Source organism: Anaeromassilibacillus sp. An200 (assembly GCF_002160025.1).
GTDB lineage: Bacteria > Bacillota > Clostridia > Oscillospirales > Acutalibacteraceae > Caccousia > Caccousia stercoris.
Genome location: NZ_NFJU01000042.1, coordinates 1 through 19,139, shown reverse-complemented (window position 1 = coordinate 19,139; position 19,139 = coordinate 1). Strand labels below are relative to the sequence as shown.

The 19,139-nt window shown below is 45.9% G+C and carries 18 protein-coding genes; 14 read left to right on the top strand and 4 right to left on the bottom strand.

Features of this window, described 5'->3' with window-relative positions; translation table 11 throughout:
- Window positions 1-75 precede the first annotated feature (75 nt).
- From B5F35_RS15175 to B5F35_RS18515, 14 genes are all read left to right on the top strand, one after another.
- Window positions 76-1,260: an RNA-guided endonuclease InsQ/TnpB family protein gene (locus B5F35_RS15175; RefSeq protein ID WP_242969553.1), complete on the top strand. Its 1,185-nt coding sequence runs from the start codon at window positions 76-78 to the stop codon at window positions 1,258-1,260.
- Between the two features lie 221 nt (window positions 1,261-1,481).
- A complete protein-coding gene (locus B5F35_RS15170; RefSeq protein WP_087242433.1) occupies window positions 1,482-1,901 on the top strand; it encodes a carbon storage regulator in 420 nt (139 codons plus the stop codon).
- A 202-nt stretch (window positions 1,902-2,103) separates the two neighbouring features.
- Window positions 2,104-3,309 carry a flagellin N-terminal helical domain-containing protein gene (locus B5F35_RS15165; RefSeq protein ID WP_087242432.1) on the top strand — a complete coding sequence of 402 codons (1,206 nt, stop codon included), beginning with the start codon at window positions 2,104-2,106 and terminating at the stop codon, window positions 3,307-3,309.
- 218 nt (window positions 3,310-3,527) lie between these two features.
- A complete protein-coding gene (locus tag B5F35_RS15160) occupies window positions 3,528-5,534 on the top strand; it encodes a hypothetical protein (RefSeq protein WP_087242431.1) in 2,007 nt (668 codons plus the stop codon).
- A gap of 11 nt (window positions 5,535-5,545) precedes the next feature.
- A complete protein-coding gene (locus B5F35_RS15155) occupies window positions 5,546-6,046 on the top strand; it encodes an adenylyl-sulfate kinase (protein WP_087242430.1) in 501 nt (166 codons plus the stop codon).
- Entirely contained in the window at window positions 6,043-6,870 is an 828-nt protein-coding gene (locus B5F35_RS15150; RefSeq protein WP_087242429.1) for a PHP domain-containing protein, read from the top strand. The genes B5F35_RS15155 and B5F35_RS15150 overlap by 4 nt, the downstream gene beginning before the upstream one ends.
- On the top strand, window positions 6,867-7,598 hold the full coding sequence (locus B5F35_RS15145; RefSeq protein WP_087242428.1) for an IspD/TarI family cytidylyltransferase: 732 nt from the start codon (window positions 6,867-6,869) through the stop codon (window positions 7,596-7,598). Before B5F35_RS15150 ends, B5F35_RS15145 begins: the two co-directional genes overlap by 4 nt.
- Window positions 7,595-8,698, top strand: coding sequence for an NAD-dependent epimerase/dehydratase family protein (locus B5F35_RS15140; RefSeq protein WP_242969552.1), 1,104 nt, complete (start codon window positions 7,595-7,597; stop codon window positions 8,696-8,698). Before B5F35_RS15145 ends, B5F35_RS15140 begins: the two co-directional genes overlap by 4 nt.
- Complete coding sequence (locus B5F35_RS15135) at window positions 8,655-9,764, top strand: glycosyltransferase (protein WP_162611446.1); 1,110 nt, start codon at window positions 8,655-8,657, stop codon at window positions 9,762-9,764. The genes B5F35_RS15140 and B5F35_RS15135 overlap by 44 nt, the downstream gene beginning before the upstream one ends.
- A gap of 12 nt (window positions 9,765-9,776) precedes the next feature.
- Complete coding sequence (locus B5F35_RS15130; RefSeq protein WP_087242425.1) at window positions 9,777-10,877, top strand: polysaccharide pyruvyl transferase family protein; 1,101 nt, start codon at window positions 9,777-9,779, stop codon at window positions 10,875-10,877.
- 28 nt (window positions 10,878-10,905) lie between these two features.
- Complete coding sequence (locus B5F35_RS15125; protein ID WP_087242424.1) at window positions 10,906-12,117, top strand: hypothetical protein; 1,212 nt, start codon at window positions 10,906-10,908, stop codon at window positions 12,115-12,117.
- Window positions 12,118-12,148: 31 nt separating this feature from the next.
- Window positions 12,149-13,819, top strand: coding sequence for a thiamine pyrophosphate-binding protein (locus B5F35_RS15120; protein WP_087242423.1), 1,671 nt, complete (start codon window positions 12,149-12,151; stop codon window positions 13,817-13,819).
- A gap of 12 nt (window positions 13,820-13,831) precedes the next feature.
- Complete coding sequence (locus B5F35_RS15115) at window positions 13,832-14,902, top strand: NAD-dependent epimerase/dehydratase family protein (protein WP_330396276.1); 1,071 nt, start codon at window positions 13,832-13,834, stop codon at window positions 14,900-14,902.
- Window positions 14,903-15,010: 108 nt separating this feature from the next.
- Entirely contained in the window at window positions 15,011-16,075 is a 1,065-nt protein-coding gene (locus B5F35_RS18515; RefSeq protein WP_140401239.1) for an FkbM family methyltransferase, read from the top strand.
- Between the two features lie 628 nt (window positions 16,076-16,703).
- Here B5F35_RS18515 and B5F35_RS15105 read toward each other — a convergent pair.
- From B5F35_RS15105 to B5F35_RS15090, 4 genes are all read right to left on the bottom strand, one after another.
- Entirely contained in the window at window positions 16,704-17,228 is a 525-nt protein-coding gene (locus B5F35_RS15105) for a hypothetical protein (protein WP_087242421.1), read from the bottom strand.
- A 172-nt stretch (window positions 17,229-17,400) separates the two neighbouring features.
- Window positions 17,401-17,832, bottom strand: coding sequence for a hypothetical protein (locus B5F35_RS15100; RefSeq protein ID WP_087242420.1), 432 nt, complete (start codon window positions 17,830-17,832; stop codon window positions 17,401-17,403).
- A 209-nt stretch (window positions 17,833-18,041) separates the two neighbouring features.
- A complete protein-coding gene (locus tag B5F35_RS15095) occupies window positions 18,042-18,446 on the bottom strand; it encodes an Imm1 family immunity protein (protein ID WP_087242419.1) in 405 nt (134 codons plus the stop codon).
- A gap of 210 nt (window positions 18,447-18,656) precedes the next feature.
- On the bottom strand, window positions 18,657-19,010 hold the full coding sequence (locus tag B5F35_RS15090) for a hypothetical protein (RefSeq protein ID WP_087242418.1): 354 nt from the start codon (window positions 19,008-19,010) through the stop codon (window positions 18,657-18,659).
- Window positions 19,011-19,139 lie beyond the last annotated feature (129 nt).

Here is a 19,139-nt window from a genome sequence, read left to right as displayed (position 1 = left end):
TCAAAAAGTACACTTTATGAAACAACTATCGATCCCTGATTTTGAAAGATCACAGCGCACAGGGGGGATGATTCTGTGAAAAAGAAGGACGAACCTAATCTTTCTGCGAAAAATTGTGTGACACAATACAATACGATCAAGGTTCGTCTCTATCCGAATCAGGAGCAGAAAGAGCTGTTTCAAAAGACTTTTGGCTGCTGTCGTTACATCTGGAACCAAATGCTTGCTGACCATGAACGTTTCTATCTGGAAACGGATGCCCACTTTATCCCAACTCCTGCTAAATACAAAAAGGGAGCTCCATTCCTGAAGGAAGTGGATCATCAGGCGCTGACACAGGAATACAATAAACTTTCTCAGGCGTTTCGTAATTTTTTCCGAAACCCCAAAGCGTTTGGGTATCCGAACTTCAAAAGGAAAAAAGAGGATCGTGACACCTTTTCTGCCTGCAATCAGATTTCCGGCAACAGCGCTACCATTTATATTACCAAAGATGCTGTTCGTATGACGAAGGCAGGATTGGTCAAAGCCAAATTCCCCTGCCGCCCCCGCAGTGGATGGAAGCTGACCCGGATCACAGTGGAACGGAGCAAAACAGGCAAGTATTTCGGTTATTTGCTTTTTTCCTGCGTGGTACATAAACCAAAGCCCATACAGCCCATAAAAGAAAGAACCATTGGTTTAAAGTATTCGCTTTCTCACTTTTATGTAGCGGATAATGGCTTCACAGCTGATCCGCCCCTTTGGTTGAGGCGTTCTCAGGAAAAATTATCCCAAATGCAGCAGCGGCTGTGCCGTATGAAACCAGGTTCTAACAATTATCAAGAGATGGTACAAAAGTATCGCCTGCTCCATGAGCATATCGCCAATCAGAGACGTGACTTTTTGCACAAGGAATCCTGCCGGATAGCCAACGAGTGGGATGCGGTGTGCGTTCGGGACGACTCGCTGACAGATATCTCACAGGAATTGACGGGCGGAGATGTTTTCAATTCCGGCTTCGGAAGGTTCCGGGAAATGCTCGGCTATAAGCTGGAGCGCCGGGGGAAGCAATTGCTTTTGGTGGATCGCTATTTACCCACTACCAGGATTTGTTCTGTTTGTGGACATGAGACACAAAAGCTTGCGCCGAAAACGAAACGGTGGATTTGTCCTGTGTGCGGCACGGAACATGAAAAAGACAAAAACGCCGCTGTCAATATTAAAAATCAGGGATTCCATCAAAGTTCTCTCAATCTTGGATCTTCCTTCGCTTCCTAGTGTGGAAGATTTTTGATTCTTGTTTTCTGCCGGTTGGGACGCCGGTGCATGCCTGTCTTCTTAAAGGAAGCGGGAAACGAGAGGCTGCCTCCTGTTTTACGAGTTTAAAATAGGCCGCATCCAAAGCCTGGGAAACCGGGCGTCCAAAACATTATGACGATGATTATATGCAGTGGGCGTACTACCGTCCGCTTTCTGGTAAATAAGTAAAGGAGATTCCCATGCTTCAACTGTCTTTACGCCTTGACGAGTATCTCACCATCAATCAAAACATTGTGGTACAGCTTGCTCGGATTACTGGCAGCCGCGCTTATCTGCGTGTAGAGGCGGATCGAAGCGTTCCCATTGTGCGAGGGAAGCTTCTGGAGAAGGCTGGAGCTTCCCGTCCGGAATGTCTGGCTTCCCTGCCTCCGGCTCGCGCCAGACGGCGCAAGGATGCGCTTTACTATTGGAGCGCGGAGAAAGAGCAGGCTGTCCGCAAGATGGAAGAAATTCTGGAACGGATGGATAAAAATGGCCAAAGGGAAGATGCAGAGGAACTGCGCACCCAGCTGAACCATTTGGTTCCCACAGTGTGGGAGGAAAATCTGTTTGACAAAGTGAAAGCTTTGCTTCAAGACAAAGCACCCGAAAAATCATAACTTTTTTCTATCCATTTTCTTCTTTTGGTTTCATCTGGTTTCGCGAGCCAGTTGGAATAAATAACATGTAAGGCTGCCCGGTTTGCCAAAGGCCACGGCGTCTGTGCCAGCCTTCTAAAACGAAGTCGCACATGAGGGATCGGTGCGATGAACAGCATTTCCCAAATTTTAAAAATCATTTCTAAGAAAGGAAGCAAATGAAATGAGGATTCAACACAACATCATGGCTATGAACGCCTACCGCAACTACACCAACAACACCAGCGCACTGTCCAAGAACCTGGAGAAGCTGTCTTCCGGTTATAAGATCAACCGTGCTGGCGACGACGCTGCCGGTCTGGCTATTTCCGAGAAGATGCGCGCTCAGATCGCTGGTTTGGAGCAGGCTCAGGACAACGCGAAGTCCGGCATCAGCCTGGTGCAGACGGCTGAGGGTGCTCTGCAGGAAGTCCATGATATGCTCAACCGTATGGTTACGCTGGCGGATCAGTCTGCTAACGGCACCTACGACAACGAGACCGACCGTGCAAACCTGCAGCAGGAGCTGGATCAGCTGAAGAACGAGATCGACCGCATTGCCGACAGCGCTAACTACAACGGCATCAACCTGCTGGACGGCAGTCTCGGCGGAGCTTTCAAGACAGTGGCCAACGATACGGTCGGTTCTGTTAAATCCGTTGAGATTTTGGGCGGCAATCTGCCTGAGTTCACCGGAAACACGCTTAACGTAAAGTACAGTCTCTCCAGTAAGGGCGTTATTTCCAATGTTAGTCTGAGTGGTGTTACTGGCTCTACCAATGTGACCTGGGAGCCGGTTGGTTCCGACGAAGTGGGCGAGTATGGCGGTGTTGTTACGTACAAGGCGGTTGTTGCTGATGGTCTGGCCGGAACGGCAGCTGCACAGGCGGCAAAGTTTGAAGGCATGACCATTACCGTTTCTGTGAACGCTGCGAATGACAACGGCAAGTGGACGGCAGCAAATGGTGCAACGGCTGCTGCTGTAAAGACAGATGGTTTGACGCTGCAGATCGGCGATACCAGCGACAGCTTCAACCAGATGACGGTGCAGCTGGACGACATGCATGTAAAGAGCCTGAAGCTCAACAACATCAACATCGGTACTCAGGCTGACGCCAAGGCCGCTGTGGATACGATCCGCAATGCTATCAACAAAGTGTCCTCCACCCGCGGTCTGCTGGGCGCAACCCAGAACCGTCTGGATCACACCATCAACAACCTGTCCGTCATGACGGAGAACATCCAGGATGCTGAGTCCACCATCCGCGACACCGACGTTGCCGAAGAGATGATGGCTTACACGAAGAACAACATCCTCGTGCAGTCCGCGCAGGCCATGCTGGCTCAGGCCAACCAGGTGCCCCAGGGCGTCCTGCAGCTGCTCCAGTAATTCGGACAGCGGTAAGCGCTTAAGGATGTTCGGGCAGGCTTTATTCTTAGAGCTTGCAGGCTGCAGGGGAGATCCCTGCAGCCTTTCCCTTAACACAGCGTAAGCTGTAAATCCCCGGGATGCGGGGAATACCCGCATCCCAAACGAAAGAGGGCTGGTCAACCCGGGCCAGCCCTCTTTCGTTTGGGATGCAGAAAGCCTGTAGAAAGGAGATCGTTATGGAAACCATAACAATTGCCCGCCGTCTGGCAGAGCTGGGACAAAAAGAGGAAGCCCAAAAGGCCTATATGATGGCGCTTTCCCTGGAAGAACTGCCCCCTTTGGAACAGTTTGAGGCTGCAAGCTACCTGTTTTTCTCCAAAGGAAACCCGCAGGCAGCTTACACTGTGTTTGTGCGCCTTTACAATGAGGGCTATTATCAGGATGAATTGATGAATATTCTTTGGCAGGCCTTTTACCAACCGAATGAAAAAAAACTTAGGGAACGGTACCAGCGCAACTGCCGGGCCCTGAGACGTTACCGCTACTGCTTTAGAAAGGAATTTCCTGCCTTTGAGGAATTACCTTTTCGGTTCTTTCCATTTGACGAAAAAGGTTATCTGCCTTATTACCCTGAAAAAAAACGCTTTGGGGATTATGTGAATTTTAATGATACCATTATTGATCGATACTTCTTCAAGGATTTGGATAAGCCTATTCTGGCTGAGGATGTGTTCTCCCAGTATCATTTGGAATATTTAAACGATAATGTCCGAAAAAGTGAGTGGGTAGGCAAAGAAAACCATATCTATCTGTATTACAGCGACTGGCTTGTTTTCTGTACCCACCTGCAATGCCTGGATCTGGGGAATTTGCTGCAGGACCAGAAACTGGTTTTTCTTTTTGAAGAGGAGAAGGCTCAGTACCCCATTGATTTTAAAGAACGTTTCGGCATTGACTACAGCCAATATTCTGTCAAGCCCATCGGTGTGCGGGAAGTCAACAAACTGATTTGGCATACCCAGCTGGCTACTCATAACGGCGGCGACTTTTTTAATGAGATCCTGTTCGGTCATCCCAACTTGCTGGCGCTGGATTCTATTATGATGGAAAGTATGGAAAAAATGATCCGGGAAACCAGGCAGAATTGGAAAAAGAATAAGGAACGATTGACAAAGGCACCTGCCTATCCCCTGCTGGAACACATTAAAGATCCCACAGAAAAGGATTTCTTTGTAGCTTATTACCTGACACAAAAAATATGCAATAAATACGATCCAACTTCGCGGATTGTTCCGGCGCTGCTGTTTCAGCCTCACTTCCCCAATATGGTCTATGAAATCCATAATACAGACAATGGCAAACTGGGAACGCTTTACTCCGAGCAGTATGAGGAGATCCGCAAGTCTCCGCTGTTTACAGGTTTCAAGTACATCAAGACCTTTACCCCCATGCGCCGTATTACTACGAGCTACGCGGCAACCAATCGTTATGTATATTGGCAGGCGCTGCATGAAATTGGGGAAGGCGATAACCAAATGATACCGGATGTCTTGGGAGTCCGTATTTTAAACCGCAGTTTTATGGTAGACGTTTGGGACAGGCTGTACCGCGACAGTGTGTTGGTGCGTTTTGAGGATGGTAAGCTCAACCCCAAAGCCACCTTTACCGCATTGGCGGAATTTCTGGATATTCCTTACACGGAAAGTATGACCTACTGCTCCACGCTGCGAGGAATTAATGTGCCAGCAGTAGATTCCCAATATGCGTACGGCGGATTCGATACCACCCCTGTTTACAATACTTACGATGATTTTTCCGATGACGCAGATCGGGCGCTGCTGGAGTATTGTATGAAGGATGCTTACCAGTTCTACGGATATGATTTTCACTATTACAACGGGGAACCGGTGGATGATGACTGGGTGGAAGAGAAGGCCAAAGGTTCCACTCATTTTGACGGGTTTGTTCAGGAGACGTTTGAGATGGTTCTTAATCGGATGTTTTTGGAAGATTTAGAAAAGCAAGGACCAGATTGTAATACTCCGTCCAATCGGGAGAACGCCAAAGAAAAGGCAGCCTCCCAGGCGCAGCAGCGAGTGGAGCATTACCACGAAAATCGGGTGGGGATGGTGAAAGCGCTGCAGAAGGTGGTTTCCTTTGTCAACAAAGAAGGCCAGCCTCTGCACATGATGAAACCGCTTTTGTTAGACCCAAAGCTGCTGGAGCAGCCCCTGTATCATTGAGGAGGCGCGGCATGGATAAGGGAACCGTCTATTTTTTTACCGGGCTGGCCGGGGCGGGAAAGACCACCATCGGCAGACTGTTTTATGATCGCTTAAAGGTAAGGCGGGATTCTGCCATTCTTTTTGATGGTGATACACAGCGAGCTGCTTACGGCAATCAGGACTATACCTATGAAGGGCGTCTGAAAGGGGCCTGGGGACTGTTTGCCCAATGCAAAGAGCTGGCGGATCAGGGGAATGACGTAGTCGTATGCAGCATCAGCATGTATCACGCCATTCAAAATTGGAACCGGGAGAACATTGAAAATTATCGGGAAATTTACGTCAAGGCGAGTATGGAAACCTTGTACAAACGGGATCAAAAAAAGCTGTATTCCTCTGGTGTAGAAAACGTGGTAGGAGTGGACATTCCTGCTGAGTTTCCGGAGCATCCGGATGTGGTTCTTGAAAACGACGGACAGTTCACTCCAGAGGAAATCGTGGCCGGTTTGGAAACGAGGTTTGGTTTATGATTGTGGATTTGCATATACATTCCACCGCCTCGGATGGGCAGTATGCTCCAGCGGAAGTAGTAAGACTGGCCAAAGCTGCCGGGGTAGAAATCGTAGCACTCACCGACCATGATACAGTGGCAGGGGTGTCGGAGGCGCTGGCCCAGGGAAGAGAATTGGGTATGACAGTTCTTACCGGTGTGGAGTTTAGCGCAGCGGAATACCACAATCTGCATATTTTGGGCTATGGGATGGATTTGCAAAACACAGCACTGTTGGATTTATGCGCCGCTATGAAGCGGAGCAGGGAGGATCACAACACTTATATTGTGGACTTTCTTCACCGCCACGGAGTGCCCATTGACTTGGAGGAGGTGAAAGAGCTGGCGGGAAATGCTTCCATTGGCCGTCCCCATTTTGCTCAGATAATGCTCCGGCATGGTTGGGTGAAAAACAGCCGAGAGGCTTTTGACCGCTATCTGGATACCCCGGAATACCACCAAGTAGATCGGAAAAAGTTTTCTGCCAGAGAGTGTGTGGCTGCTATTCTTTCCGCGGGGGGGAAGCCGGTGCTGGCCCATCCCTACCAGCTGCAGCTGGAGGACAAAGCCCTGGAAGGGGAAGTGAAACGCCTTCTCTCCTACGGCCTGTTGGGAATAGAGTGCTACTACCCCAGGCACACTCCGGAGAAGCAGGCGTTTTATTTACGTTTGGCGGAAAAGTACCATCTTTACGTTACAGCGGGCAGTGATTTTCATGGCGAGAAAGTGCATCCAGAGGATAAGTTCCGCCCTGTGGAATTGGACGTGGAGTGGCTTTTGCCAGAAAAGAGGGATCGTGTATGAACATCGCGCTGATTATCGCGGGAGGATCGGGAAAAAGAATGGGATCCGATATTCCCAAGCAGTTTATCAATATCTATGACAAACCAATTTTAGTATACACATTAGAAAATTTTCAAAGCCATCCACAGATTGATGCCATCGCAGTCGTGTCTTTGGATGGATGGGAAAACTTGGTTTGGGCATATGCCAAACAATTTGGCATTACAAAGCTGAAATGGATTGTTCCAGGAGGAGAAACCGTTCAGGAATCCATCCGCAATGGTGTGTTTCATTTGGAAAATATTTGTCAGCCCAAGGACATTGTGATTATTCATGATGGCATCCGTCCAATGGTAGACAAAGAGGTACTTTCCGATGTGATTGTCACCTGTGAGAAATATGGCAACGCTGTTTCCTCGATGCCCTATAATGAGCAGATGTTTCTGGTGGATGAGGAGCATTCCACCGTTTCGTATATTCCTCGGGAAACCCTGCGGCGGGTTTCTACCCCTCAGGCCTACCAGTACAGCGTGCTGAATAAGAAATACCACGAGGCTTTCGAAAAAGGCATCGGTATTTACGGTTCCTCCTATACCAACACCATGATGGCTGATTTGGGAGAGCGTCTTTACTTTGCGGCGGGATCTGAGAGAAATATTAAACTGACAACCGCGGAAGATCTGGCGTTGTTTAAGGCTCTTCTTGCCTTGGAAGACGGTTCCAGAGCAAGAAGTGAGGGATGCTTATGAGATTGTTGGAACACCCCCTGTATCAAAGAGAGATAGCCGCTGTAGCGGAGCTTCCCTTGAATTGGGACAGTTTACGGGGGAAAAGATTTGTGATTTCCGGCGCAACAGGTATGATCGGGCACTTCTTGATTGATGTGCTGATGCATCAAAACGCTGCCGCAGATCTACAGTGCCGGATCTATGCACTGGGACGAAACGCGGAAAAGGCTCATTCTTTTTTTCAAGAATACTCGGAAAACCAATCCTTTCAATTTGTTCCCTGGAATTTCTGGGATGTCCCCTATCTGAAGCCGGTGGACTATGTGCTGCATTTGGCCAGCACAACCCATCCAAGAGCATATGCCTCCCAGCCGATCGATACCATTCTTTTAAATGTGCAGGGTCTGGGGAATCTGCTGGAGGCCGCCTGCCGGTCGGAGACCAAAAGGTTTCTCTTTGCTTCCTCTTGTGAAATCTATGGGGATCCTATAGATGACACACCTTTTACGGAGCAGTCCTGCGGTTATATTGACTGCAATACACTTCGGGCCGGCTACCCGGAAGGGAAACGGACAGGAGAAGCTCTTTGCCAAGCCTATCTGGCTCAAGAGGGCCTGGATGTGGTAATCCCCCGCTTTTCCAGAACCTATGGCCCTACCATGCTTCCTTCGGACACAAAAGCGATTTCCCAGTTTATCAAGAAAGGGGTTGCGCGTGAAGATATTGTTCTAAAAAGTGAGGGAAAACAGATCTATTCCTACTCTCATGTAGCTGATGCTGTTTCGGGGCTTTTGTATTGCCTTCTGAGCGGAAAAAAAGGAGAGGCATACAACATTGCTTCCGGGAGTATTCGCATGAAGGAACTGGCTCAAGCCGCGGCAGACTGCGTCGGCAGCCGGGTGGTATTTCAGCTACCGGAAGCGGTGGAAAAATCAGGTTACTCCGTGGTAAAACGCTCCATACAGGATACAGCGAAGCTGGAGCTGCTGGGGTGGAAGCCCATGTACCCCATTGACCAGGGAATCCGGGAGACAGTTGAGATTCTCACCGATGTTTGGAAAGGAAACGAAGTGGCAGATGAAGAAAATCCGAGTGCTCCAGTTCCCCATATCAGCCAATAATGGCGTGAAGCAATATGCTCAAATTAATTGGGAATTTATTGATAAAAGCAGGTTTTCCTTTGATTTTGCGCTCGTGCGGGATTTACCAGCCATCAAATCGGAATTGTTAGCCACAGGTGCAGGCGTTGAGGAATTGCTTGCTTCCGCAGATTCGCAGCGTGACCGTTATGTGGAAGAAGCGGCTAAAATGCTGCGGGGGAAGTATGATGCTGTTCACCTTCACACCAGTTTTTGGAAACGGTTTCTTATAGAGGAAATCGCCATGGAATGCGGTATTCCTAAAGTGATTGTACATTCTCACAGTGCTGGTGTCGATATTACAGACGAACAGACAAGAAGAAAGGCGGAAGCAACGCATCGGACACTGCGGGAACAGTTTGGACCGTCTCTTGCCACTCATTTCTGTGCTTGCTCCCAAGCGGCAGCGGATTGGCTTTTTGGAGATCGGATTCCAAAAGATCAGATTGTTATTTTAAAAAATGCCATTAATCTGGAAAAGTACCTGTTTCATCGTTCTAAAAGAGAGTACATTCGCAAACAACTTGGATTGGAGGACAGTTTTGTAGTTGGCTGCGTGGGCAGAATGGTTTCTATGAAAAATCATCAATTTTTGTTTGAGGTATTGGCAGAAATAAAGCATCAGATTCCCCAGGTAAAATGTCTTTTGGCAGGTGAAGGTCCCTTGGAGCATACTTTGCGGGAAACGGCTCAAAGGCTCCATATTGAGAATGATATTCTCTTTTTGGGGCAGCGGCATGATATCCCAGATTTGCTGCAGGCCATGGATTGCTTTTGCTTTCCATCTTTGTTTGAGGGATTGGGGATCGTTTTGATTGAAGCACAAGCCTCCGGATTGCCCTGTGTGGTTAGTCCAGCCATTCCCGACGAGGCTTTCGTTACACCGTTGGCACAGGCACTTCCCCTGGAAACAGGTGTGTGGGCACAAGCCCTGTGCTCAATTGCCCGGGAGCAACCAGAACGGCAAAATATGTGGGAACCTCTCACTGCCGCTGGATACAACATCCGATATCAAATCAAAGAAGTGGAAAAGTTATACGAAGCGTAACGGGAGGGCTTTATGGGGAAACGCATCGCTGTCTTAACCTGGTTCAACCGGGGAAGAAATTATGGGCAGACCCTCCAGGCGTTTGCTCTCAATCACACTCTGCGGCGTATGGGGCATCAGTGTACCATGCTGTCCTATGGGCGCAGTGGCCCCCGGCTCACCGAGGAGGAAATCAACGGTTTGACTGGGGACGCGCGGGAGCAACAAAGAGAATTTACCCGCTTTATCAAAGAGCATATAGATTATTCGCCTCGCTTGCGGGAGCCGGAAGATGTTCGCTGCTATTTACAGGGAAATGATTTTGACATTGCTCTGTGCGGCAGCGACCAGATTTGGAATATTCATATTCCCTCTTTTGAGATGGTCTATTTCTTTAATTTTCCACTTACCTATTCCAAAGTGGCTTACGCGGCCAGCATGATGGATGCAAGGCTGATTCGTGAATATGATCAATATCCCGAAATCCCCCGGCTCTTGGAGGATTTTGACGCCGTATCTGTGCGGGAAGATTCCGGAAAAACGCTTGTGGAACAGCTAACTTACGGTAAGGTACGCGCCACTGTGGTGCTGGATCCTACCCTGCTGCTCACCCAGGAAGAGTGGATGGAAGAAGTTGCTTTGCCTCAGGTGGAATGGAATAATTATCTTTTTTGCTATATGTTTGACGTAAGCGTTGCCCAGCGAAGTTTGATTCAACAGTTGGCTGAATCCACTGGTTGCAGCACAATTGTTTTTCTCGATGCGGGAGGACATGATGTTTCCGAATGGGATGGCGTGTGCTTCCAACAAATAAAAAGAGTTTCCATTGAGATGTTTTTATCGTTGGTGTGTCATGCCAAAGCTGTTGCAACAGATTCTTTTCATGGCACAGTTTTCTCTATATTGTTTGAAAAAAACTTTATTGCACTTGAAAATGGCTTGGTGGGGGAAGAGCGCTTAGATCGCGTGCTCACCCTTTTACAAAAAGTAGGTCTTTCCAAACGTTTAGTGCGTTTGGGGCAGGAAAGTTCGGTATCACTTGAAGAGAGGATTCCTTATCCTGCTGTGAACGTCCGGTTAAATCAGGAGAGGTCGGCAAGTCTTAAATGGCTCAGTAGTGCTCTGGAGCGGTAAATTACTTGGAAATAAAGGAAGTAAGAACATGATTGAATTGAAGAATCTGCGCTTAGAACAAGGCGCAGAATGGACAAAGCTGATAGCCGATATTTCTTCTGACAACCGGCAGATTCCCGACAATACTATGTGGTTTGCGATACCTAATGAATATGCGGATATGTTTACTGCGGAGACTTACGATCCATTTTTATTAGTGTCCTATTATTGCGCCATGGTATGGAATGAAGATTTAAAAGTACATGGAAAGGTTTCAAAGCTTTTTTATAAAAATTTAACAAATTATATTAGTCAAATTTTTGATGAGTTCTCAGATTTTACACATAAAATTACATTAACTGTTGAAGGGTTCACAAAAATTTCCTCTGTTGGCAGTTTGGTAGGGGTATCTGGCAGTTGTGGAGTTGATAGTCTGTGTACGATATATGATCATTATGTTGATGAAAATGATCCAGACTACAAAGTTAATGCAATGTTTTTGTTTAACAGCGGAACTCATGGGGATTTTTCTGACGAATCCAGAAATTTATGGTTGGATAGGTTGAAGTTAAATAAAAGAGTAGCGCATGAACTTCAACTTCCCATTTATGCAATAGATTCTAATTTACACAAATTTACTCACTATGTTTATCACGGGGATCAACCGATTGGATATTTGGCAATATATTGTTGTATTATCGCTTGTCAAAAATATGTTAGAAAATATTTTGTCTCCAGCGAGGTTACGATGCAAGAAACCCTTCAATTACATAACGAATGGCGTGACCGCGATATCGCTGTAGCCAATGGGCATTTACTGCTTTCTCTCATTCGGACAGAATGTCTCGAATTGGTTTTGGATGGAGCGCAGTATAAGCGGCATGAAAAGGTTTTACATATTGCGGATTGGGAGATTGCTCAAAAATATTTAAATACATGCCTGCGCCCTTTGCCAGATGGAAGTAATTGTACCATTAATTGCTGGAAGTGCCGTGGTGCCATGCTGGTTTTAGATGTTGCGGGAAAAGTGGAACGATTTGATGGTGCATTTGATACAGCATTGTATCGTTCCAAAAAACAGCAGGTAAAAATACAAACTGTCAGCCGTTATTTAACAGATCCTTTAGTGAGCAAAGATGCTGTTGATTATGTAAAATCACAGGGAATGAAAATGCCATTTTTTGTATATGCAAAAATAAAAACGCTTCCCCGACGGATTAAATTTTCCATAAAAAAGAGACAGGCAAAAAAAGTTCGGTAAATATATTTTCCACAGAGGAGACGTAAGTTTTATGAAATCATCATATACCGTAGAACAAAATGCCCAAATGCTGATCGGTTTGATGAAAGCCCACAATATCCGTAAAGTGATTATAAGCCCTGGAACGACCAATATGAGTTTGGTTGGCAGTATTCAGCACGATCCCTTTTTTGAACTATATTCTTCTGTGGACGAGCGATCAGCGGCATATATGGCCTGTGGTCTGGCAGCGGAAAGTGGAGAGCCTGTGGTGCTGTCTTGTACCGGAGCTACTGCTTCCAGAAATTATATGTCGGGAATGACGGAGGCTTACTATCGCAAGCTTCCGGTTTTGGCTGTTACGTCCAGCCGTCACAGTGGAACGATTGGTCAGGGATTGGATCAGGTCACAGATCGCCGCCGTCCTCCGGAGGATGTACAAAAGATAAGCGTACAAATTCCAATGATCCACACCTCGGATGATGAGTGGTCTGTCAATGTAAAATTGAATACTGCCCTGCTGGAATTGCGCAGAAATGGCGGAGGCCCTGTTCACATCAATCTTGAAACGGCTTTTACCACAGATTTCAGCGTGTCCAGCCTACCGGATACAAGAGTGATCCATCGGGCTTGCGCAGACGATCCGTTTCCTCCCCTGGAGCCGGGACGGGTAGGAATTTTCGCTGGAGCACACAGGCCCTTCTCTCCAACTCTCACAGAGGCGGTAGACGCTTTTTGTGAAGCCTATGGTGCTGTAGTGTTTTGTGATCATTGCAGTGGCTATAAGGGGAAATACCGAGTTTTTCCCACCTTGGTCACAACTCAGCGGGCGGAACAGCCTGCCCGACAGGTGGACACCTTGATCCATATCGGTGAGGTGGCGGTAGGAAAGCTGTGGCTGAAGCCTGCTGTCGTGTGGCGGGTAAATCCTGATGGGGAGGTGCGGGATCCGTTTCGCAATAAACTGCGGTGGGTGTTTCAGATGGAGGAGGAGCGTTTCTTTCGCACCTATGCCAAACTAGCCCCGCAGAACAAAAAATCGTCGGAAAATATTCAGCTTCAGAAGTGGGAAGAACTCCGTATCCAAGCGGAAAAAGTTATACCGGATTTGCCGTTTTCTAATATTTGGATTGCCCAGCATACAGCGGGATTATTACCCGAGGGCTCAGTGCTGCATCTGGGAATTTTAAACTCTGCCAGATCCTGGAACCACTTTGAAGTCCCCAGAACAGTAGATACCTATGTAAATACCGGTGGATACGGGATAGACGGCTGTGTATCTGCGCTATTGGGAGCATCCTTGACCGACCGGGGCAGGCTCCATTTCGGAGTAGTGGGAGACTTGGCTTTCTTCTATGACATGAATGCCTTGGGAAACCGCCATATAGGGCCAAATCTGCGCTTAATGATGGTCAATAACGGATGTGGGGCGGAATTCCAGCTGTACAACCATCCCTATGTGAAAAGTGGACTTGTGGATGAGGTGGGGCCCTATATGGCCGCGGCGGGCCATTTTGGCAGCCAATCCCTCAAATTGGTTCGTCACTATGCAGAGGATCTGGGATTTGAGTATTTTTCCGCTGCGTCCAAAGAGGAATACCTGAACCATCGGGAGCGCTTTTTGACACCCATGGTAACGGATCGCCCTATGCTTTTTGAAATTTTCACGCGTCCTGTTGATGAATCCACAGCACTGGAGAAGATTCGAAATTTGATATTTTAGCTGTTGGAAAGGGTGGTTCCTTTGAGGATCCTATTGTTAGGTGGGACAGGGGCAATGGGTGTGCCATTGATAAATCTTCTTGCTCCATTTCATGAGGTATATGTGACGAGCCGTGTTGCCAGGACTTCGAAAATGCTAACGCTCCACTATCTTCAAGGTGATGCGTTGGAAAACCAATTTCTTGACCAGATCCTGAAACAATACGGTCCATTTGACGCAATTGTTGATTTCATGGCCTATTCCACACAAGCCCTTGAAACAAGGCTTTCCCTGCTATTATCCGGTGCAAAACAGTATGTGTATCTCAGTTCCAGCAGAGTGTATGCCAATTCGGAGCAGCCTCTTGCCGAAGATTCCCCCCGTCTTCTGGATGTTTCCACTGACCAGGAATTTCTGAAAACAGAGGAATATGCATTGGAGAAAGCCCGCCAAGAAAATTTGCTGAGAAGCAGTGGAACACATCATTGGACCATTATTCGTCCTTACATCACTTACAATACAGAAAGGCTTCAGCTTGGTGTATTTGAAAAAGAAAGCTGGTTGTTCCGGGCTATTCGGGGCAGAACGCTTCTTTTTCCGAAGGATATGGCGGAAAAGTACACTACCTTGACCTTTGGTGGGGATGTTGCGTGGGGGATTTCCCACCTCATCGGCAATCCCCGTGCGTTAGGGGAGACTGTCCACATTACTGCTCCCAAGGCGGTGAGATGGGGAGAGATCTTGGAGATTTACCGAGATACATTGCAAAAGATATTGAACATAAGGCCTGCTGTACATTGGACAGATTCTTCAGAGTGGATCAAAAATGTAAAAAAGGACTATGATGCTGTCCGTTATGATCGTCTTTATGACAGGCGTTTTGACAATCAAAAATTTTATTCTCTTTGCGGTCCATACAAATTTGTAGCACCGGAAGTGGGGTTGTCTCAGTGTCTGGAGCAATTCCTGCGTGAAAAGCGGCCGTTTCAAAAACTGCATTGGAAATATGAGGCATATGTGGACCGGATTACCGATGAGGAAACACCTTTCGATGAAATTCCTACATCGGAGGCAAGGCAGCGGTATTTGGAGAACCGATGGTAATAAGGGATTCCTAGGCTTGGCGCAAGGTAAACCTGTTTTGTTGTTTTTTCTTTGTAAAAGGGCAATAACTTTTTACTATCAAGATGGGAAAGGAAGGAAGCACTCATTATGCAGCCCACCATTGAAAATCTGAAAAAAGTCTACAATATTCTGGAGGATGAGGAATCTAGATTTACCTATTTGAACCGGTTGAATTATCTGGTTACGGGAGACATTGCACATATGTTGGCTATCGTAGATCGGTATCTTCCTGAACTTCCTCGCTATAAAAGCAAATCTTTGGAGGAGGTTTTGTCTCAGCTGCCTTCGGATAAAAAATTTGTTCTGTTTGGTGCAGGAGGAATTGGTAAAGCGTATTTACCATTGTTTCAAAAAGATCCACGTTTTTGGGGGTTTTGCAGCAGTACGAAGGAAAAACAAAAAAATGGATTTATGGGATATCCCGTGATGAGCCCGGAAGAACTGTTTGCAAATAAAAATTTAAGTGTGATTATCAGTGCAGCAAGCGCAAAGCAGGAGATTGAAGAGCTGCTTTCCAAAAGTGGTTACCCACAGGATCTGATTTTTACTTTGGATGGTTACCAGACTGCCTATAACGATCAATATTTTGGCCCTGATTTCATGCTGTATGAGGATGAAGAAGTATTCCTCGATGTGGGCAGCTGCAACCTGAGGGATTCCATTTATCTCCGTGACCATTGCCGCCATGTAAAAAAGGTCTATGCCTTTGAACCCGATCTTGAAAATTATAAAGTGTGCGAACGGAATAAAGAAACATATCAATTCCCTGAAGTAGAGCTTCTTCCCTTTGGGGCCTGGAGCGAGGATACAACTCTGCACTTTTCCGCTGTTGGTTCCGGTACATCCTGTGTCAACGATAATGGAGAGATAAGCGTTTCCGTTCGAGCCATTGACCATGTAATCCCGGAGGAAGAGCAGGTGACTTTCATCAAGATGGATATTGAGGGTTCTGAGCTCGAAGCTTTAAAAGGGGCCCGCCATACAATTCAGCGCTGCAAGCCTAAGTTAGCCATTTCCCTGTATCATAAGCCTGAGGATATGACGGAGATTCCTTTATATATTCAATCCTTGGTTCCGGAATATAAGTTTTATGTGCGCCATCACTCAAACTGCTACACTGAGACCGTTTTTTATGCGATCTTTCCCCATTAAATTCAGAGTTGAAAAGTTTGATTTGGGAAACATTGAGAAGTGACGCTAAAACCATCTGGCGGTTGAGTTAAATGAAGAGTAAGAAAATGTTATAGGTGTCAATATTTCCTTGTGTAAGCTAAGTGTCAATTTTCATAATGCTGTAAGCGAAGAAACGAATTTGCAAAATATAACTCAGAACCTTCAAACAATAAAGTGGTTTGAGGGTTCTGAGTTTTTACTTTGTCATCTGACATCAAGCTTATATGCCATTCGTACTTGATTGCAATACTTATGGAATATCCTGTCTGCCTCACTGCCTGTATGAATCCCGTCCGTATGTACCTGCAAATATTCCTTTACGATTTTGGGAAGGGTTGGAAGCCAATCCCCACTTATTTCTAAAAGGATCCATTCCATCCGTTTCTTCCTCGAGAGAGGTCGGAAAAGAAGTTGCCATAAAACCTATCTCATGTAATGATATCATATTATTGTCCTTAATCAAATTCCAATTTGCCATTCTGTGTCTTTTCCAGCTATCGGACTAAGAGCCGGAAGTGTACTGCCGACGATCCTGCAAAATCATAGGAACAAGTTTGGGGGCAGCGACTGCTTGGCTGGCATTGCTATGTCTAATAAATAAAACACTTCACATCATATGTAGATCACGAAAGACCAATGTAATATCATTTTTGCTTACCCTTATTATCCAAAACAGAGCTGTTAAGTCACTCCGTTCTCCATCAATAGGAATACCATCAAAAAATATTTCACCAATGATATTTTTATAATTCAGTTTAGATATTCCCCATATTTCAGCTTTGTCAGCAGATATAACATCATCAAAAAAATCTATAGATATTTTGATATTTTCCAGCCTGTTTTCCTTATCAGAATCGGTCAAGAGAGAGGTTACTTTACTATCAATGGAATAATCCAGTCCATACAGTTGTTTCATATCTTCTTTTGAATACCATGGTTGGCCATATGTAAAAACAGCTGTCTCTAACCGTTCCGGTGTCCATATCCATTCCTCTCCATCTATTTGCTGTGTATCGTCATATAAAATTAAATCCAATGCTTCCGAATATTTTTCCTGTGCTAGTAGTTCATTCCATTCAATCACTAGATTTTTTATCTCATTTTTACCGGCACTTATAGGCAGTGTTTTCAATGCTACAATACCTCCTAACTTTATGTTGTCTCCTCCTCAAATTCCGGTTTGCCTCTTGCACTTTTATTCTTCTCGGCCTTCGGGCCAAGTGCTGGAAGTGCGCTGCCGCCAATCTGGCCCAATCACAGCAACAGGTTGGGCGGCAGTGCCTGTTCGCTTGCCGTTTCGCTTTTTAGATTTCCTCGGATATCCACAAAGCGGTGTCTAATCTTTTTCCTGACTCAATGAATTTCGATAATATTGACAGCATCATTTCTGATTGATTACAAATCATCCATTCCTCAAAGGTAGAGCCGCCTATATCAACCGGATTTTGACTTTGACTTCCGTTGCTGTAATAGTAGACAACTTCATTCATTTCATCCACAATGCCAATTTGAGATTTCTGGCCTTCCATAAAGATAGACATTCCAATATGCTCTGTTTCATTGTCAATTTCTATTCTTGTAATTTTTCCTTGCAGAAGCAATGACCTTATATCCTCCAACAATGTGGGGCTGATCTCTGGTCCTTTGTATGTTTGATGTATAGAGGAAGTCTCACCAGGGTGTTTATTTTCGCGCCGCAAAGAAAGATCCAGTTTCGTTATTTTCCATTGTGACATTTTAAAATCCTCCTCATAATAAGTTGTAAAGTTAACTTTTCAATGACTATATTTTGACTTACCGCTTGCGCCTTTATTCTTTTCCGGCCTCCAGGCCAGGAGCCGGAAGTGCGCTGCCGACAGTCCTGCCAAATCGCAGAAACAGGTTTGGGGGCAGCAGCGGAATCCTCTGGCCTTGTGATCTTTTAGATAAATAAAGGCAATAGATTTTATTCTTCCCATTCCATATTTTGATCTACTTCTTGTGTTTGGAAAAATTTTTTCGCGGCAGATAATACCATATTTTGTGAAACACAATTTCTTTCGGGGAAGTTACCTCGTTGCCCACCAACAACAAGTTCCACCAATTCTTTTTCACTGCCAGTTTGGTTGATTAAATTGTAGATTTTTTCTTCATCATCATAGGAAGCATAAGCGATATATTTTCCATTTTTACCGCCGCCAATAGCCATGTAACAGCCTTCATCATAATTCCCGAAAGTAACCAATGTTCTGTTCCACCCGTCAAGGCTCAAAATCATCTTCTCGACATCTTCCCATGTGGGATTTTCAATCATTTCACCATTGTCTTTTCCTCTAATCCAATAGTCGTAAGACACTTCTTTTATACGCATCCTTATACCTCCAGTTTTAGTACTACCTTCTGCTAAAGTTTACTTGTCGCTCTATGTGCTGCCTTTTATATTTCCGGGCCAGGAGCCGGAAGTGTGCTGCCGCCGCTCCTGTCAAATCACAGAAACAGGTTTTGGGGGCAGCAGCGGTTGTTTGTCTGGTCTTGTTATCTCCACGATAATCGTGAGGTTAAGAGCGCATTTTCAAACAATTCATCTTGTTTCAGGGTACTCACTAAACATATCTATGCACCCTTCTTCCCCTAACATATCACTAGAAAAATTGTCGCTAATGCTCAGAATATCAACCTTTTCTCCATTTTCCTCAACCGTTATCCCGAGTTCTGGCCAAACAACAAACAAGTCCAACATTGCAGATAGTGAATCAAATACGATTGACTTCGTCAATTCTTTTAACAACTCTTTTTGTTCATCTGAGAATGTTGCTGTATATCCCTCGATTGCTTGAACAAACCTCGGATTACCTTTTCCATCATAAGCATCTATGAAACGCTTAATAGAGGGGTCATAAACATACTTAATAAATAGTTCTCCGAAGTGCAACAATGCGGGTCGATCCTTAAAGTAGTTTTCAACGCCTCATGAAATGCCATCACAGCTGAGAATGAAAATAAAGGCAGTGCATAGGACGGCGGCATCTGCTACACTAAAGTCAGCAGGCGTAGTCCGGTTGCA

Coding starts and splice junctions, on each gene's coding strand:
- B5F35_RS15170 (WP_087242433.1), top strand. CDS start 1,482: ATGCTTCAACTGTCTTTACGCCTTGACGAGTATCTCACCATCAATCAA.
- B5F35_RS15165 (WP_087242432.1), top strand. CDS start 2,104: ATGAGGATTCAACACAACATCATGGCTATGAACGCCTACCGCAACTAC.
- B5F35_RS15160 (WP_087242431.1), top strand. CDS start 3,528: ATGGAAACCATAACAATTGCCCGCCGTCTGGCAGAGCTGGGACAAAAA.
- B5F35_RS15155 (WP_087242430.1), top strand. CDS start 5,546: ATGGATAAGGGAACCGTCTATTTTTTTACCGGGCTGGCCGGGGCGGGA.
- B5F35_RS15150 (WP_087242429.1), top strand. CDS start 6,043: ATGATTGTGGATTTGCATATACATTCCACCGCCTCGGATGGGCAGTAT.
- B5F35_RS15145 (WP_087242428.1), top strand. CDS start 6,867: ATGAACATCGCGCTGATTATCGCGGGAGGATCGGGAAAAAGAATGGGA.
- B5F35_RS15140 (WP_242969552.1), top strand. CDS start 7,595: ATGAGATTGTTGGAACACCCCCTGTATCAAAGAGAGATAGCCGCTGTA.
- B5F35_RS15135 (WP_162611446.1), top strand. CDS start 8,655: ATGAAGAAAATCCGAGTGCTCCAGTTCCCCATATCAGCCAATAATGGC.
- B5F35_RS15130 (WP_087242425.1), top strand. CDS start 9,777: ATGGGGAAACGCATCGCTGTCTTAACCTGGTTCAACCGGGGAAGAAAT.
- B5F35_RS15125 (WP_087242424.1), top strand. CDS start 10,906: ATGATTGAATTGAAGAATCTGCGCTTAGAACAAGGCGCAGAATGGACA.
- B5F35_RS15120 (WP_087242423.1), top strand. CDS start 12,149: ATGAAATCATCATATACCGTAGAACAAAATGCCCAAATGCTGATCGGT.
- B5F35_RS18515 (WP_140401239.1), top strand. CDS start 15,011: ATGCAGCCCACCATTGAAAATCTGAAAAAAGTCTACAATATTCTGGAG.
- B5F35_RS15100 (WP_087242420.1), bottom strand. CDS start 17,832: ATGTCACAATGGAAAATAACGAAACTGGATCTTTCTTTGCGGCGCGAA.
- B5F35_RS15095 (WP_087242419.1), bottom strand. CDS start 18,446: ATGCGTATAAAAGAAGTGTCTTACGACTATTGGATTAGAGGAAAAGAC.